Raw genomic sequence first — 14,260 nt, forward strand, 5'->3', positions numbered from 1 at the left:
CGTCTTTACCGTGACGGTGAACCTTGCCGGTCTTCCAGGCATCGCGGTTCCTGCGGGTGTGGATAGCAACGGCTTGCCACTTGCACTGCAATTGATCGGCAAGCCATGGGAAGAGGGCGATTTGCTAAATACCGCCTATGCCTTGGAACAAGCTGCGGGATTTGTAGCAAAACCAAGCAAATGGTGGTAAAGCGGCGAAAAGAGAACGAGGCAGTCGCATTATGAAACGCATTATTTTGTCAGCACTTGCGCTGGGCGCTCTAAGCGCCTGTAGCCCTACAATCCCTGACAGCGGGGCTGGGGTTGGTTTTGGCGACTATGCCGAATACGAGCGTGCACAAGCTGCGCGTGATGCTGCATTGCAAGGCGGAACAACAGGCGCGCTTCCTGCGGCGCAAGCAGTGAGCACTGAGCCGCTCGCCCCTGCAACTGCGTCTGGCATTCCACAAGCCGCAAGCACAGACACAGCCGGCGTCGTTCAAGCAAGCCCTGCCAATGTCGCGCCCGTCCTGAGAACGGGTGGCATCAGCGCAGAGAATGATTTCAACGCGGTGTCTGGCCAGCGCTCTATCGAAGGCGACGCCGCCAAGCGGGCGGCGAACCAGCAGCAATATCAAGTCATTCAACCCACTGCCTTGCCGACGCGCCAAGGCAATGCTGGCCCGAACATTGTGGCCTTTGCTCTGTCCACAACGAATGCCCGAGGTCAGCGCGTACACCAGCGCAATGGTTTTAATGCGCAGAACAAGTTCCAAAAGAATTGCTCCGGTTTTGCATCGCAAGACCAAGCGCAGCAGGCCTTCTTGGCGGATGGTGGTCCAGTCAAGGATCGCAAAGGGATGGACCCTGACGGCGATGGGTTCGCCTGCTACTGGGATCCTGCACCTTTCCGCAATGCTGTAAACGGCTAAGCATTTGATGGGCGCGCAGATTGTTCAGCGCCCATCGCCCAATTGCGGCCCTCGAAAGGGTGGCATTCTCAAGCCCGACATCGTGGTTCTTCACTACACCGCAATGCTAAGCGCTGCAGAGGCGATTGAACGGCTCTGCGATCCGGCTGTTGAAGTCTCCGCCCACTACCTAATCGCGCGCGACGGCACTATCACCCAAATGGTCGATGAAAGCGCACGCGCTTGGCACGCTGGGGCAGGGATGTGGGGCGGGTGCGATGATATCAATTCACGCTCTATCGGGATCGAGCTGGATAACGATGGCAGCTCTCCGTTCTCCGCGTCCTTGATGGATGCGCTTGAAGGTCTTCTTGGCGACATCCGTACGCGCTGGGACATTCCGTTGCAGCATGTGATTGGCCACTCTGACCTAGCACCTACGCGCAAGGTTGACCCAGGACGACGCTTTGACTGGCGGCGTTTAGCGCTGGGCGGTCATGTGATTTGGCCAGAGACATTTGGCGGTGATGTTCCGTTGCGCGATAGCCTATGCGCGCTGGGCTATGCCGTTGACGATTTCGGTCTTGAGGCTTGCCTTGATGCATTCCGTATGCGCTTTGCGCCGATGCGCTCGGGGGGCGAAACGCCAGAGGATCGACGCGCAGCGGCAGCCCTTGCGGATAGATTCGCGGTTGACCCGTGGCAGCGGGGCAGCTAGGCGATCCATGCGTGCGGAAGGCTGGATGGCTGCGGGCCCTTCGGGGCGCGAGGAAAGTCCGGACTCCATAAAGCAACGGTGCCGGGTAACGCCCGGCCAGGGTAACCTGAGGGATAGCGCCACAGAGAAGAAACCGCCTTCGTTTCGACGCGGGTAAGGGTGAAACGGTGCGGTAAGAGCGCACCGCGGGACGGGTAACCGAACCGGCAAGGCAAGCCCCACCGGGAGCAATGCCAAATAGGGATGCCGCGCGGGCGTGATCGGGCAACCGATATCCCCGCAGGGACGCTTTAGCCTGAGGCATCCGGGTTGGCAGCTAGAGGCGCGCAGGTAACTGCGAGCCAAGATGAATGGTCATCTATTTGCATCTCGAGAGGGATGCTTTGGACAAAATCCGGCTTATAGGCCCTCCGCACGCGTTAAGATTTGACCGCCCATCTACTTCAAGGTCGAAAGGTGTGCTCTCGTCCTGCTTAAGTCTTGCAAGATGCAACCTGCTCGTCAAAACTGCTTGAACAGTTCAAGTCGCAACGAAGGATGTTGAGCTATGTCAGAAACGTTGTTCGATCCTTTGTACCTGCCGTGCGGCGTGACGTTGAAAAACCGCCTGATCAAATCAGCGATGTCAGATTCGCTGGGCGATGGCACGGGGCATCCCAGCCAAGAGCAAATCAATCTTTACCAAAGTTGGGCGCTTGGCGGCGCTGCACTGTCCATTGTGGGTGAGGTGCAATGCACATCTGGCTTTGCTGAAAAGCCAGGAAACCTTGTATTGAACGATGCATCTGATCTGGACCGCTTTCGCCAGCTGGCCCAAGGCGGACAAAGAAATGGGTGCCTAATGATGCTACAGCTCGGGCATGCGGGTGCCCTGTCTTATGCACCCACGAGCGATCCTAAGGGGCCAAGCGCGCTCGATCTACCAGAGCTCACGTGCAAAGAACTTACGCTTGATGAAATACATGCGTTGCCTCAGGAATTTGCACGCACTGCCGCTCTCGCAAAGGAGGCGGGGTTTGGCGGCGTTCAGGTTCATGCGGCGCATGGCTTCTTACTAAGTCAATTTTTATCGCCCCTGTTCAATCACCGTGAGGATGACTTCGGTGGCGCTGTCGAAAATAGAATGCGGCTTTTGTTGCAGGTTATCGACGCTGTAAGAACTGCGGTTGGGCCTCGTTTTGTGATTGCTGTTAAACTGAATTCGTCAGACCAGCTTGAAGGCGGGCTCAGTGAAGAGGACGCACTTGAGGTTGTCAAAGCGCTCGACCAAACCACAGTAGATTTGATTGATGTGAGCGGCGGCACCTATTTTCCCGGTGCAAAATCTGCCTCTGATAGTGCGGGCGGCGGCCCTTATTTCCTGAGTTTTGCTAAACGCGCGCGGATGATGACGCGCAAGCCGTTGATGTTAACGGGGGGTTTTAAAACGCTTCAGCAAGCCAAGCATGCACTTGCTGACGATGCGGTCGATGCCATTGGGCTTGCGCGTGCCTTGGTGTTGGAGCCGCGGCTGCCCGATCTATGGCGAAACGATGTGTGCCCAGAGCCACAGTTCCCGCGATTTTCACAAGCGCCAGAAGGTGGGATCACTGCTTGGTATACGATGCAATTGACGCGAATTGGTGAAGGTTCTGCTCCCTTCGACGCAACCGATCTTGGAGATGCGATCAAGGCATATGAAGAGCGCGATGCACTTAGAACCAAGATTTGGCTGGAGCATTTTAAGACCGTTTTCAAATCCGTTTGATTCGACTGCAATCTTCCAAGGGACTTTTGGCGAAGTAGGAGGCTGAAGTTCGATGTGTAGCGCGAAAATAGCTGCGCCAGATGCGTGTTCTGTGTCGAATAGTCTTGTTCTCTCGAAATGCCTGTTGACTCGGGCGCGGCGCGCTATAGAAGGCAGTGATCAAGAATTCCCGAGCGGCACATGTCGCTTGAAGCAGGAGATGACCCATGGCGAAGCCAACCACGATCAAGATCCGCCTGAACTCGACCGCGGGTACAGGCCACTTCTACGTCACAAAGAAAAACGCACGTACAATGACCGAAAAAATGGTCATTCGTAAGTACGACCCAGTTGTGCGCAAGCACGTTGAGTACAAAGAAGGTAAGATCAAGTAATCTTACCTCTCTATTGAGACTTTGAAAAAGCCGCGCTTCCTCGCGCGGTTTTTTTGTTTTGGGGCAGGGGGTGGTCTAGGCGAGCAGCCACGCTTTGAGATATGTGGTCAGCCTGATTTGCATAGGTGGCTCTTTGTTGATTGAGCAGAAATGCATTGCCATGCATTGCACGTAAAAGGCCTGAATGCCTTCGGCCAAGACCTGCGGGTCCACGTCCTTGCGAAAAGGACCTGTTGCAAGCCAAGTGGTTAAGATTTTGATCTGACGCTCAAAAGTGAGCGCGATGGGGCCAAACTCTTCCTTTGCACCTGCGCCGGAATGGCGAATGATCAGATCGAATGTATAGCGATCGTGACTGACGAAATTCAAAAAGGGCATGATGTGTTCAATCAGCTCGTCAACGGTTTGCGGCGGGGCCTTGGCCGCGACCTGATCAAGCTGCTTGTCCATCTCAGCGCCAACGATCAAGTCCATGAGCGCATCTTTGTCTGGGAAATGGGCAAAGAAAGTGCCCTTGGCGACACCCGCTTGCGCCACGACATCTTCGACACGCATTGCGGCATAGCCTTTGGCCGAGATGATTTTCTCGGCGCTCGCGATCAACTTAGCGCGCGTAGCCAAGGTACGTTTTTGAAGAGGTTTGCTCATGGCTGCTTTTTATCACGGTTTCGGGGAGGATCAAATTTAAATTGACCGCAGTCAATTTCACTAATATGACCATGGTCAATTATTGAAGGAATCAGGAAACTCTCATGTCTGGAAAACGAATTCTTGTGCTGAACGGTCATCCCGCAGCGCGTTCGCTGTCAAAGGAGATATTAAAATCCTATGCATCTGCAGCCGAAAAGTCAGGGCATGAGGTTCGGATGATGCACCTACATGATTTAGAGTTCGACATGGATTTTGGGGTCGCTCAATACGTAGAAAAGAAGCCGCTTGAATCAGACCTGCTTACGTTCCAAGCGCAGGTAGAATGGGCCGAACACATCGTATTGAGTACACCGATGTGGTGGGGCGGGGTGCCTGCGAAATTGAAAGGCCTGTTTGATCGCGCACTGCTTCCGGGTTGGGCGTTTGACCCGCGAACCTTGAAGATGGGTATGCCGATGCCTTTGCTCACAGGCAGAACAGCACGCATTTTCGTGACCTCAGATACGCCAGATTTCTTCTTTGGTTTGCTCTATCGCAAAGCCTTGTTTCGCCAGCTCAAAGGGCAAATTTTTAAGTTCGTTGGCATCACACCAGCCAAAATCACGCATTTCGCATCGGCTGGGAAGGCGGGGCCAGACAAAGTAGAGACGTGGCTCACAAAAGCGAGCGCACTTGGTCAGCAAGGCGCCTAAAGGGATTTACTCATCTGCGATGTTGATCACGACCTTGCCGGTGGATTTGCGCGCACGTAACAGCTCCATGCCCTCAGTCGCGCGCTCTAGCGGAAAGGTATGGGAGACATGAACATGTAGTTTCCCATCCTCGAACCATTTGAACAACTGCCGCAAAGAACCGGTGACGATCTCGGGTTTGAATTTGAGGTAGCCGCCCCAATAAAATCCGATCACTGTAATGTTCTTGACCAACAAATGATTTGCCGGAATCTGGGGAACATCGCCGCTGGCGAAACCGATGGCGAGAATACGGGCTTCGGGTTTACAGGCTCTAAAGGCGGCTTTGAACAAGTCGCCGCCGACAGCATCATAAACCACATCGACGCCGCCGAGCGCTTTGAGCGCACCGCGCAGGTCCGGCTCACTTGCGTCGATGAGGTGGTCCGCGCCAGCGCGACGCGCGATTTCAAGCTTGTCCGCACCGCGTGCAACAGCAATCACATTTGCGCCCATAAGTTTGCCGATCTCAACGGCGGTGAGGCCAACACCGCCAGCCGCACCAAGCACAACCAGCGTTTCACCGGGCTTTAGCTGCGCGCGGTAGTACAGCGCCAAATGACTGGTGCCATATGCAATTTGAAAGGCGGCGGCCTCTTGCATGCTCATTGCATCAGGGATCGACAAAGCGCGGGCAGCATCAAAACACCCATAATCTGCTAGGCCACCCTGACCTCCAAAAACAGCGACGCGACTGCCAATTTCAGGGCTTTGAACGCCTTCGCCCAGAGCCTCAACAGTGCCCGCAATTTCCATTCCTAAAGTGAAGGGAGTCTGGGGCGTATCCTGGTACTGACCCTTTTGCATGAGCAAATCGGCAAAATTCAGCCCACAGGTTGCAATTTTTAGCTTAATTTCGCCTTTCGCGGGTGACGCTGGGGCAACTTCGACCAAAGCCGGGCTCGAATTAATTTCGCAGACTTGCAACGCGCGCATAAAAGTACCTGTTTTCTGAATCTTAGCTGAATATTTAGTCCAGAAGATGGAAAAGTAAAAGTGACAAGCCGAAGCAGTTCGAATGTCTTCCTCCTCTTTTTCAATTCAAATTAGGCTCTTTGAATGCTTGACTTAAGGTACGGTAGGAAAATCCTTACTTGCCACAAAGCGGGAGTACACTAAAATAGGTGCCACCATACGTTGAGTAATTAGTTATTGCGTAAGGTATGAGGTATCGACTGAGTTGCTCTGCCACTCGGAGCAGGTCATACCCAACCTAAAAAGAAAGGGGTCGTGTTATGGCACATCCTGTAGACGAACACGTTGGAAAGCGTATCCGACATCGCCGCTGGCTCGTTGGGGTCACGCAGCAACAGTTGGCTGAAAAAGTTGGCATCAAGTTCCAGCAAATTCAGAAATATGAAACCGGTGCGAACCGTGTAAGCGCGTCGCGCCTTTGGGATATCGCGGAAGCGCTCGAAGCAGACGTGAGCTTTTTCTTTGCTGGCATGGATCAGGTCGAAGACCTGCCGACGGAAAGTGAAGCAAGCGCAGTTCCATCAGATATTTTGAACGATAAGGAAGCATTAGACTTGGTGCGTTCTTATTATTCAATTCCAGAAGAACAGCGTCGTCGCTTGTTCGATTTGGCGCGTGTCCTCAGCAACGTTGCTTGATGCGCCCCTGAAGCTGCAATAGGTTGGCGATCGTGCACTGACACGTTTTCGCCAACCAAGCAGGCTTCCCATGCAAGACATTGAAAATATTGAGCTGCAAAACGAACTTTGGCTTGTGGCTGAGGCATTGGCCGACGCCGCGCGCGAGGTCATCATGCCCTATTTCAGATCCTCAGGTCTCGATGCTGAAAACAAGGATCAGGACGGGTTTGATCCTGTCACCATCGCGGACAAAGCTGCCGAAAAAGTAATGCGGGAAATTTTGGCCGAGCGCCGCCCCGATGACGCGATTCTTGGCGAAGAATTTGGAAATAGAGATGGGACCAGTGGCCTGACATGGGTTCTTGATCCGATTGATGGCACGCGCGGGTTCATTAGCGGCACGCCGACTTGGGGCGTCTTGATTGCGCTCAATGATGAGAGCGGTCCGCGACTTGGGATAATTGATCAACCCTATATCGGGGAGCGCTTCTGTGGCGGATTTGGGCGTGCGGAGCTTGTCGGGCCGCATGGAACCAAAGTTTTAGTCGCGCGTGGCACGCGCAACATTTCAGACGCAACTTTGTTTTCGACATTCCCCGAGGTTGGCACAGCGCAAGAGCGCAAGGCATTTGAAGCTGTGTCTAAACAGGCGCGGCTGACGCGGTTTGGGTGCGATTGCTATGCCTATGGACTCTTGGCTGCTGGGCAGATTGATCTGGTGATTGAAGCCAGTCTAAACGCCTATGATATCGCAGGGCCGATTGGGGTGATTGAGGCTGCAGGTGGCATCGTGACGAACTGGGACGGTGGAAAAGCGCATGAAGGTGGGCGCGCTTTGGCAGCAGCTACGCCTGAATTGCACGCGGAAGCGTTGAGCGTTTTACAACTTGCCTTGCGTGAAGCGGGTGAGCTGGGATAGCGTTTCGCTATAGGTTGTGAGTCCTTCGCTCTTTTCTGTCACAACCCCAAGCGATGCTTGGTTTCTTACCGAGAAGAGCCAGTCTTCAAAGTGAAGGTGGTTCAAATGGCTAAGACACATTCGACCCTTATTAAAAATGCACAACTCGTCCTCACGATGAACGATGCTGGTGGCATCACGGGCGATGAAATCGCTAATTGTGATATCCTGATCGAAGATGGCGTGATCGCTTCGGTCGGGCAGGGGCTAGCACCTCAAGCCGAGGAGGGCGCCACTGAGGTTCTCGATGCGGCGGGTTGCTTGATCACACCGGGCTTGGTGAACACGCATCACCATCTGTATCAATCCCTGACACGCGCTGTTCCGGGGGGGCAGGACGCCTTGCTCTTTGGCTGGCTGCAAACGCTTTACCCGATTTGGTCGCGCTTTGGTCCGGAAGAGATGTATGTGTCGGCGCAAGTTGGTTTGGCCGAATTGATGCTGTCTGGCTGTACGACGACCTCAGATCACCTTTACCTTTACCCAAATGGTTCAAAGCTGGACGATACGATTGCGGCGGCGGCAGACATTGGCATGCGGTTTCAGCCAACCCGTGGGTCCATGTCGATCGGGGAAAGTGATGGGGGGCTGCCACCTGACAGTCTGGTGGAAAAAGAAAAGGCGATCCTAGAGGATTGTATTCGCGTGATTGACGCACATCACGATGCATCAGAAGGTTCTATGTGCCGCGTTGGCGTCGCCCCTTGTTCACCTTTTTCAGTATCGCGGGATTTAATGCGCGATGCTGCAATTCTCGCACGCGACAAGGGTGTGATGATGCACACCCATTTGGCGGAAAATGATGAGGATATAGCCTATTCCTTAGAAAAATTCGGATGTCGCCCCGGGCAATATGCCGAAGATCTGGGATGGACGGGCGATGATGTATGGCACGCACATTGCGTAAAACTGGATGGGCAAGAGATCGATCTGTTTGCGCGTTCAGGCACTGGCGTTGCCCATTGCCCCTGTTCCAATTGTCGCCTTGGCTCTGGAATTGCACCTGTGCGTGCGATGCGAGATGCGGGTGTGAAGGTTGGATTGGGCGTTGATGGCTCTGCGTCAAACGACGCAGGGAACTTGGTGCTGGAAGCGCGTCAGTCGATGTTATTGCAACGGGTCGCAAACGGTGCTGACGCGATGAGCGCACGGGAAGCTCTGCATATAGCAACAAGAGGCGGCGCAGCGGTTCTTGGGCGGCCCGATTGTGGTCAGCTCGCAGTGGGCAAACGGGCCGATATCGCGATTTGGGATATGAGTGGTATCGAAGCTGCGGGCAGTTGGGATGCGGCGGCGCTTTTGTTGGCAGGCCCAACCCAAGTCCGTGATCTGTTTATTGAAGGGCGCCGTGTGGTTGCCACGGGGCAGGTCACGTCTATAGACTTATCCAATGTGATCGCGCGGCAAAATACGCTTGCGTTGAAACTATCTGAGGCTTGAGCGGAAAGAGGAGCAAATAACCATGCGTTTGGTCATTTTAGGAATGTGCTGCGCCCTGTTGGCTAGCGGCTGTGTGCGCTCAGGCGCGAGTGTCACGCCAAGGGGCGCAGCGGCTGTTGCGCAACCTGCGAGCGGGCTGAGTGCGAATATCGCGCCCGAATTGAACAGCTTTCGAGCGGCAAATGGCCAAGCGCCGTTGGCCGCGGACGCGCGTTTGGCGCGGGCTGCTACCGCGCATGCCAATGACATGGCTGCACAGGGGTATTTCGATCATGCAGGGCTTGATGGCTCTAGCGTGGGGGATCGGGTCAAGCGCGAAGGTTACGGGTTTTGCTTTGTCGCCGAGAATATCGCGCAGGGGCAAAAAGGTGAGCTTCAAGCTTTGGCGGGATGGCAAGCCTCACCGGGGCATCGCGCGAACCTTCTGAGCAGCAATGCGACGCAATTTGGTATGGCGCAAGCCGGTGATATTTGGGTCATGGTTTTGGGAAAACCCGGCTGTTAACCTAAAGTAGGGTGCGTGGAATCACGCACCTTACGTTTGCCGCGCACCATTGATCCACACGTCCGCGATGGCCCTGTCATCGCCCATCATGATCGTCGGGAAAATCGCATCCCAAGTGCCCATCGCGTTGTCATATCGCTGTGAAATCGCGGGGGTTGAAGCTAAATCAAGCACCGTAATATCCGCTTCCATCCCAACATCTAATGCGCCGATTTTGTCGTCGAGGTGGAGCGACTTTGCCGATCCTTGGGTCGCGAGCCAGAGCAGCTGTGCGCCGTGCAGCGACGTGCCTGTCAACTGGCCGATTTCATACGCCGCGGCCATGGTGCGCAACATCGAAAAGTTAGACCCGCCGCCTGTGTCCGTCGCCAATCCTACCGAGATATTGCGCGTCTTCATCGCGGCCATATCGAACAAGCCGGACCCGATGAAGGTGTTGGATGTCGGGCAATGCACGAGCGCCGCGCCGATCTCGCTGATGCGGTCTACTTCGCGTGCTTCGAGATAGATCGAATGGCCATAAACGCCTTTGGCACCGAGCAGTCCGAAGTGTTCATAGGTGTCCAGATAATCGCGGGCATTCGGGAACAAGCCTCGCACCCATTCGATTTCGTCCACTTGCTCGCTTAGATGTGTCTGCATGAGGCATTCTGGGTGTTCGCCCCAAAGCGCGCCCATCGCGTCCAGTTGATCTGGGGTCGAGGTCGGGGAAAATCGCGGTGTAATGGCGTAGGAAATGCGTCCTGTGCCATGCCATTTTTCAAGGTGCGTTTTGCTGTCGTCATAAGCGCTTTTCGCGGTGTCTTGCAGCCCCTGTGGTGCATTGCGATCCATGCAGGTTTTACCGGCTACAACCCTTTGCCCACGTTTGTGCGCCGCGCCAAAAAAGGCATCAACGGAGGCAGGATGGATCGTGCAATAACTCGCCATGCTGGTGGTGCCGTGGGCCGTCGTCAGATCGAAATATCGTTCAGCAATGCGCGCGGCATAGGCTGGATCGGCAAACCGCATCTCTTCAGGGAAGGTGTAGGTGTTCAGCCAATCGATTAACCGTTTGCCCCATGAGGCGATGATTGCCGTCTGTGGGTAATGCACATGGGCATCAATGAAACCCGGACAGATCAATTTGCCGGCATACGCATGATGCGTCGCTTGCGGATGATCGGCCAAGAGCGCCGCGCGCGGGCCGCGGGCTGTAATTTTGCCTGCTTCGATTAGCAATGCGTGATCGCTCAGGACTTTGACGGCATCCTCAGGCGCTTGCGCGAATGGATCGCCCTCAAAGCTTAAAAGATCACCGGAAATGATGTGTTTGTCTGTCATAGGTCTTGAGTATCAGAAAATCGGAGACGCTAAATAGGAATTTCATGCGTGAGCACTGTTGCTCGCTCGTGGCTTTGCTTATGATCAGTTAAAGCCATGTGTGCGGTGATGGAAAGGCAGAGAAAATGAGTGATTCTGATCTTTTGACAGACAAGCGCACGGAAGCCGAAGAGGGCGATTATGCGCTCGGGCGTTCAGATGTAGCAGCGATCCTAGACGCGGTTGAACGCGGTGATCAAGGTCAGTTGACCATGCGCATGGAGCCGCTGCATTCGGCTGATATTGCTGACCTTTTAGAGCAGATCAGCAGTGCAGAGCGGCAGCGACTGATCCATCTGTATGATCGCGAGTTTGACGGCGACATTCTGTCAGAGCTTGACGAGAGCATTCGCGATGAGGTGATCGCAACGCTGCGCCCTGAGGTTCTTGCCGACGCCGTGCGCGAGTTGGAAAGTGACGATGTCGTCGATTTGATCGAGGACATGGATGTGGTGCGCCAAGACGTCATTTTGGACGTTCTTGAGGACAGTGATCGTGTCGCTGTTGAGCAATCCCTGACCTATCCCGAAAAGTCCGCAGGCCGTTTGATGCAGCGCGAAGTCGTAATGGCGCCAGAGCATTGGACGGTCGGCGAAGCGATCGATTACCTTCGAGTTCGTGAAACTCTGCCAGAGCAGTTTTATCATATTATTCTTGTTGATCCGCGCTTTAAACCTGTGGGCAATGTCACCCTTGGTAAATTGATGGGCTCGCGCCGCGATGTGCTTTTGTGGGAGATTATTGAAACCGTCTTTCAAGTTATTCCAGCGATGCAGGATGAGGCAGAAGTTGCCTATGCCTTTAATCAATACCATCTGATTTCCGCGCCCGTGGTGGACGAAAACGAACGTCTGGTCGGGATGATTACCATCGATGATGCGATGATCGTTCTGGATGAAGAACACGAAGAGGACATTCTGCGTCTTGCGGGGGTCGGCGATGGCTCGCTCTCTGATCGTGTGATCAACACAACGCGTCAGCGTCTTCCATGGCTTGCTGTGAACCTTGTGACGGCGATTGCGGCCAGCTTGGTCATCGCGCAGTTTGATGCCGCGATTTCACAGATAGTGGCGCTCGCAGTTCTCATGCCTATTGTGGCTTCCATGGGGGGGAACGCAGGAACACAATCGCTCACCGTTGCCGTGCGCGCGATTGCCACCAAAGATTTGACCGGTTCCAACGTTTGGCGCGTTATTCGCCGCGAAGTGTTGGTCGGTTTGATCAATGGGTTTGTCTTTGCCGTGGTCTTGGGCATCGTTGGGGTGATCTGGTTCGGCTCGCCCGCGCTCGGTTATATCCTCGCCGCCGCAATGGTGATCAATATGGTCGTTGCGGGTTTGGCGGGCACGGTGATCCCTGTGATACTGGATAAGCTCGGAATTGACCCCGCCTTGGCCTCAGGTGCGTTTGTGACGACTGTCACGGATGTGGTCGGCTTTTTCGCGTTCTTGGGTCTCGCAGCTATGGTGCTTTTATGACCGACTTAACCGCTATCAAGACTGAAGCGCGCCGCGCCGCATTCGCGCGCCGCAAAGCTGCGTTTGAGGCAGCACGCGCTAATCAATCAGCATATCTGAGTGAAGTGCTGGCAGGATATCGCGGTGTTCCTTTGGCAGGATATGCCCCAATGCGAACGGAAATTGATCCTCTGCCTGCCATGGCGGAAGCGGCGGCTTATGGCCCCGTTGGCATGCCAGTGATCAAGGCCAAGGCAACGCCGCTCGATTTTCGTGAATGGTCACCTGACTGCGAAATGGAGGAAGGCACATTTGGTGCTCTTATTCCCGCGCACGGTGACTGGATTGAACCTGAGATACTGATCGTTCCGCTTGTGGCCTTTGACCGTCAAGGTGGACGTTTGGGCTATGGCGGCGGCTTTTATGATCGCACGCTCGAACGCCTGCGCGCACGGCGCGCGGCGCTTGCCATCGGTTTTGCCTTTGCAGCGCAAGAGGCGGATAGCTTACCACTGGAGCCGACTGATCAACCGCTCGATATGATTGTGACCGAGGCGGGTATCATTTCGCTTGGCTAAGGTGCTTTAGAGAGGCCAAAGCAACGGAATGATTGCAGAGGCCAGTAGGCCAATCGACAGGTTCAGCGGAATGCCAACCTTCATAAAGTCGGTGAACTTATAACCACCGGGACCATAGACCAGCATGTTGGTTTGATAGCCGATTGGTGTGGCAAAGCTCGCTGAGGCAGCGACCATGACCGCAACCACCAAGGGGCGCGCATCAACGCCAAGCGCATCTGCAAGGCCAATCGCAATCGGGGTAACAACGACTGCAACTGCATTGTTGGACACCAGCTCTGTCAACACGGACGTGAGCAAATAGATTGCCCAAACGATTAGGATGGCGGGCAAAACGGCGACGTATGGCGCGAGCAGATCAACGATCAACTTTACAGCGCCAGAGCTTTCCAAAGCAGCGCCAATGGCCAGCATCGCAAAAATGAGGGCGAGCAAGCGGCCGTCGATAAAGGAAAAGGCCTCATCTGCATCGATGCAGCGCGAAATCAGGACCAAGGCAACCGCGATGATCGCAAGATAAAAGATCGGTGCGAGGCCCAAACCTGCAAGCGCCACGATCCCAATAAGCGCGAGAAAGGCGATGGGGGCATGGTTGCGCCGATACGCGCGTTCAGAGGGCTGCGAGACATCGACAAGGTCCATTTCCGTGGCCAGGCGCGAAATGTCTTCAGGTGAACCTTCGAGCAAGAGCGTGTCCCCGACGCGCACACTCACGTCGTCCAATTGACCGCTGATGTTTTGGTTTCGACGGTGCATCGCGAGCGGGTAAACACCAAAACGACGGCGCAGGCGCAGCGCGCCCAAAGTGCGGCCCACCATTTTACATCCGGGAGTGATCAGGACTTCTACCGTGTTGGTTTCGACAGCGGAAACCTGATCGATGCGTTTGAGTTCCTTGTTGCTTTGCAGGCTGAGAAGCTCGGAAATGCGGCTCCGCAGAACGACCCTGTCGCCAACCTGCAGCACCACGTCTTTGAGGTTGCGCCGCAAAGATGTATCACCCCGCACAACGTCGATCAAACGCACGCCTTGGCGCTTAAAGAGCTGAACCCCCATCACCTCACGCCCGATCATGTTGCTTTCAGGGGGAATGACAGCTTCAGTAAAGAACTTCATCTGGCTTTTGTCGCTCATGAGGCTGGCCATGCTATCGCGATCAGGCAGCAAATAAGGACCGATAAAACGCAGGTAAAGCATGCCCCAAATAACAAGAATAATGCCAAGCGGGGTCACTTCAAAAATACTAAAAGCTTC

At 54.6% G+C, this 14,260-nt stretch carries 16 protein-coding genes and 1 other RNA gene; 13 read left to right on the top strand and 4 right to left on the bottom strand.

The features are described from left to right. From ABJQ89_RS09115 to rpmG, 6 genes are all read left to right on the top strand, one after another. Positions 1-190: amidase family protein (locus tag ABJQ89_RS09115; RefSeq protein ID WP_348495938.1), on the top strand; the 190-nt coding region annotated here is incomplete at its 5' end. A gap of 31 nt (positions 191-221) precedes the next feature. After that, on the top strand, positions 222-911 hold the full coding sequence (locus tag ABJQ89_RS09120) for a hypothetical protein (protein ID WP_348495939.1): 690 nt from the start codon (positions 222-224) through the stop codon (positions 909-911). Positions 912-918: 7 nt separating this feature from the next. Next, entirely contained in the window at positions 919-1,608 is a 690-nt protein-coding gene (locus ABJQ89_RS09125; protein ID WP_348495940.1) for an N-acetylmuramoyl-L-alanine amidase, read from the top strand. A gap of 13 nt (positions 1,609-1,621) precedes the next feature. Further along, an RNA gene (rnpB, locus tag ABJQ89_RS09130) (RNase P RNA component class A) lies at positions 1,622-2,026 on the top strand. Positions 2,027-2,155: 129 nt separating this feature from the next. Next, entirely contained in the window at positions 2,156-3,355 is a 1,200-nt protein-coding gene (locus ABJQ89_RS09135) for an NADH:flavin oxidoreductase/NADH oxidase family protein (RefSeq protein ID WP_348495941.1), read from the top strand. A gap of 206 nt (positions 3,356-3,561) precedes the next feature. Continuing rightward, complete coding sequence (rpmG, locus tag ABJQ89_RS09140) at positions 3,562-3,729, top strand: 50S ribosomal protein L33 (protein ID WP_008206879.1); 168 nt, start codon at positions 3,562-3,564, stop codon at positions 3,727-3,729. A gap of 75 nt (positions 3,730-3,804) precedes the next feature. Here the strand turns inward: rpmG and ABJQ89_RS09145 are convergent, their stop codons facing one another. Beyond that, positions 3,805-4,377 (bottom strand): TetR/AcrR family transcriptional regulator, encoded by a 573-nt coding sequence (locus tag ABJQ89_RS09145; RefSeq protein ID WP_348495942.1) that lies wholly within the window; start codon positions 4,375-4,377, stop codon positions 3,805-3,807. A gap of 104 nt (positions 4,378-4,481) precedes the next feature. Between ABJQ89_RS09145 and ABJQ89_RS09150 the strand changes: the two genes are divergently transcribed. Further along, positions 4,482-5,072, top strand: a complete 591-nt coding sequence (locus ABJQ89_RS09150; protein ID WP_348495943.1) for an NAD(P)H-dependent oxidoreductase — start codon at positions 4,482-4,484, stop codon at positions 5,070-5,072. A 6-nt stretch (positions 5,073-5,078) separates the two neighbouring features. On the opposite strand, the gene ABJQ89_RS09155 is transcribed toward ABJQ89_RS09150, so the two are convergent. Continuing rightward, a complete protein-coding gene (locus ABJQ89_RS09155; RefSeq protein WP_348495944.1) occupies positions 5,079-6,047 on the bottom strand; it encodes an NADPH:quinone oxidoreductase family protein in 969 nt (322 codons plus the stop codon). 299 nt (positions 6,048-6,346) lie between these two features. On the opposite strand from ABJQ89_RS09155, the gene ABJQ89_RS09160 reads away from it, so the two are divergent. The 4 genes from ABJQ89_RS09160 (at position 6,347) to ABJQ89_RS09175 (ending at position 9,609) form a co-directional block, all read left to right on the top strand. Continuing rightward, on the top strand, positions 6,347-6,724 hold the full coding sequence (locus ABJQ89_RS09160) for a helix-turn-helix transcriptional regulator (protein WP_348495945.1): 378 nt from the start codon (positions 6,347-6,349) through the stop codon (positions 6,722-6,724). Positions 6,725-6,794: 70 nt separating this feature from the next. Beyond that, a complete protein-coding gene (hisN, locus tag ABJQ89_RS09165; protein ID WP_348495946.1) occupies positions 6,795-7,625 on the top strand; it encodes a histidinol-phosphatase in 831 nt (276 codons plus the stop codon). 105 nt (positions 7,626-7,730) lie between these two features. Further along, positions 7,731-9,104, top strand: coding sequence for an 8-oxoguanine deaminase (locus ABJQ89_RS09170; protein WP_348495947.1), 1,374 nt, complete (start codon positions 7,731-7,733; stop codon positions 9,102-9,104). Between the two features lie 22 nt (positions 9,105-9,126). Continuing rightward, complete coding sequence (locus ABJQ89_RS09175; protein ID WP_348495948.1) at positions 9,127-9,609, top strand: CAP domain-containing protein; 483 nt, start codon at positions 9,127-9,129, stop codon at positions 9,607-9,609. 30 nt (positions 9,610-9,639) lie between these two features. Here ABJQ89_RS09175 and guaD read toward each other — a convergent pair whose 3' ends face one another. Next, on the bottom strand, positions 9,640-10,932 hold the full coding sequence (gene guaD / locus ABJQ89_RS09180; protein WP_348495949.1) for a guanine deaminase: 1,293 nt from the start codon (positions 10,930-10,932) through the stop codon (positions 9,640-9,642). A gap of 125 nt (positions 10,933-11,057) precedes the next feature. On the opposite strand from guaD, the gene mgtE reads away from it, so the two are divergent. Then, on the top strand, positions 11,058-12,449 hold the full coding sequence (gene mgtE, locus ABJQ89_RS09185) for a magnesium transporter (protein ID WP_348495950.1): 1,392 nt from the start codon (positions 11,058-11,060) through the stop codon (positions 12,447-12,449). Next, a complete protein-coding gene (locus tag ABJQ89_RS09190) occupies positions 12,446-13,006 on the top strand; it encodes a 5-formyltetrahydrofolate cyclo-ligase (protein WP_348495951.1) in 561 nt (186 codons plus the stop codon). The genes mgtE and ABJQ89_RS09190 overlap by 4 nt, the downstream gene beginning before the upstream one ends. Positions 13,007-13,012: 6 nt before the next feature. On the opposite strand, the gene ABJQ89_RS09195 is transcribed toward ABJQ89_RS09190, so the two are convergent. After that, a partial coding sequence (locus ABJQ89_RS09195; protein WP_348495952.1) for an SLC13 family permease occupies positions 13,013-14,260 on the bottom strand: 1,248 nt, incomplete at its 5' end.

The sequence above is a fragment of the Planktotalea sp. genome (assembly GCF_039984035.1).
Lineage (GTDB): Bacteria > Pseudomonadota > Alphaproteobacteria > Rhodobacterales > Rhodobacteraceae > Planktotalea.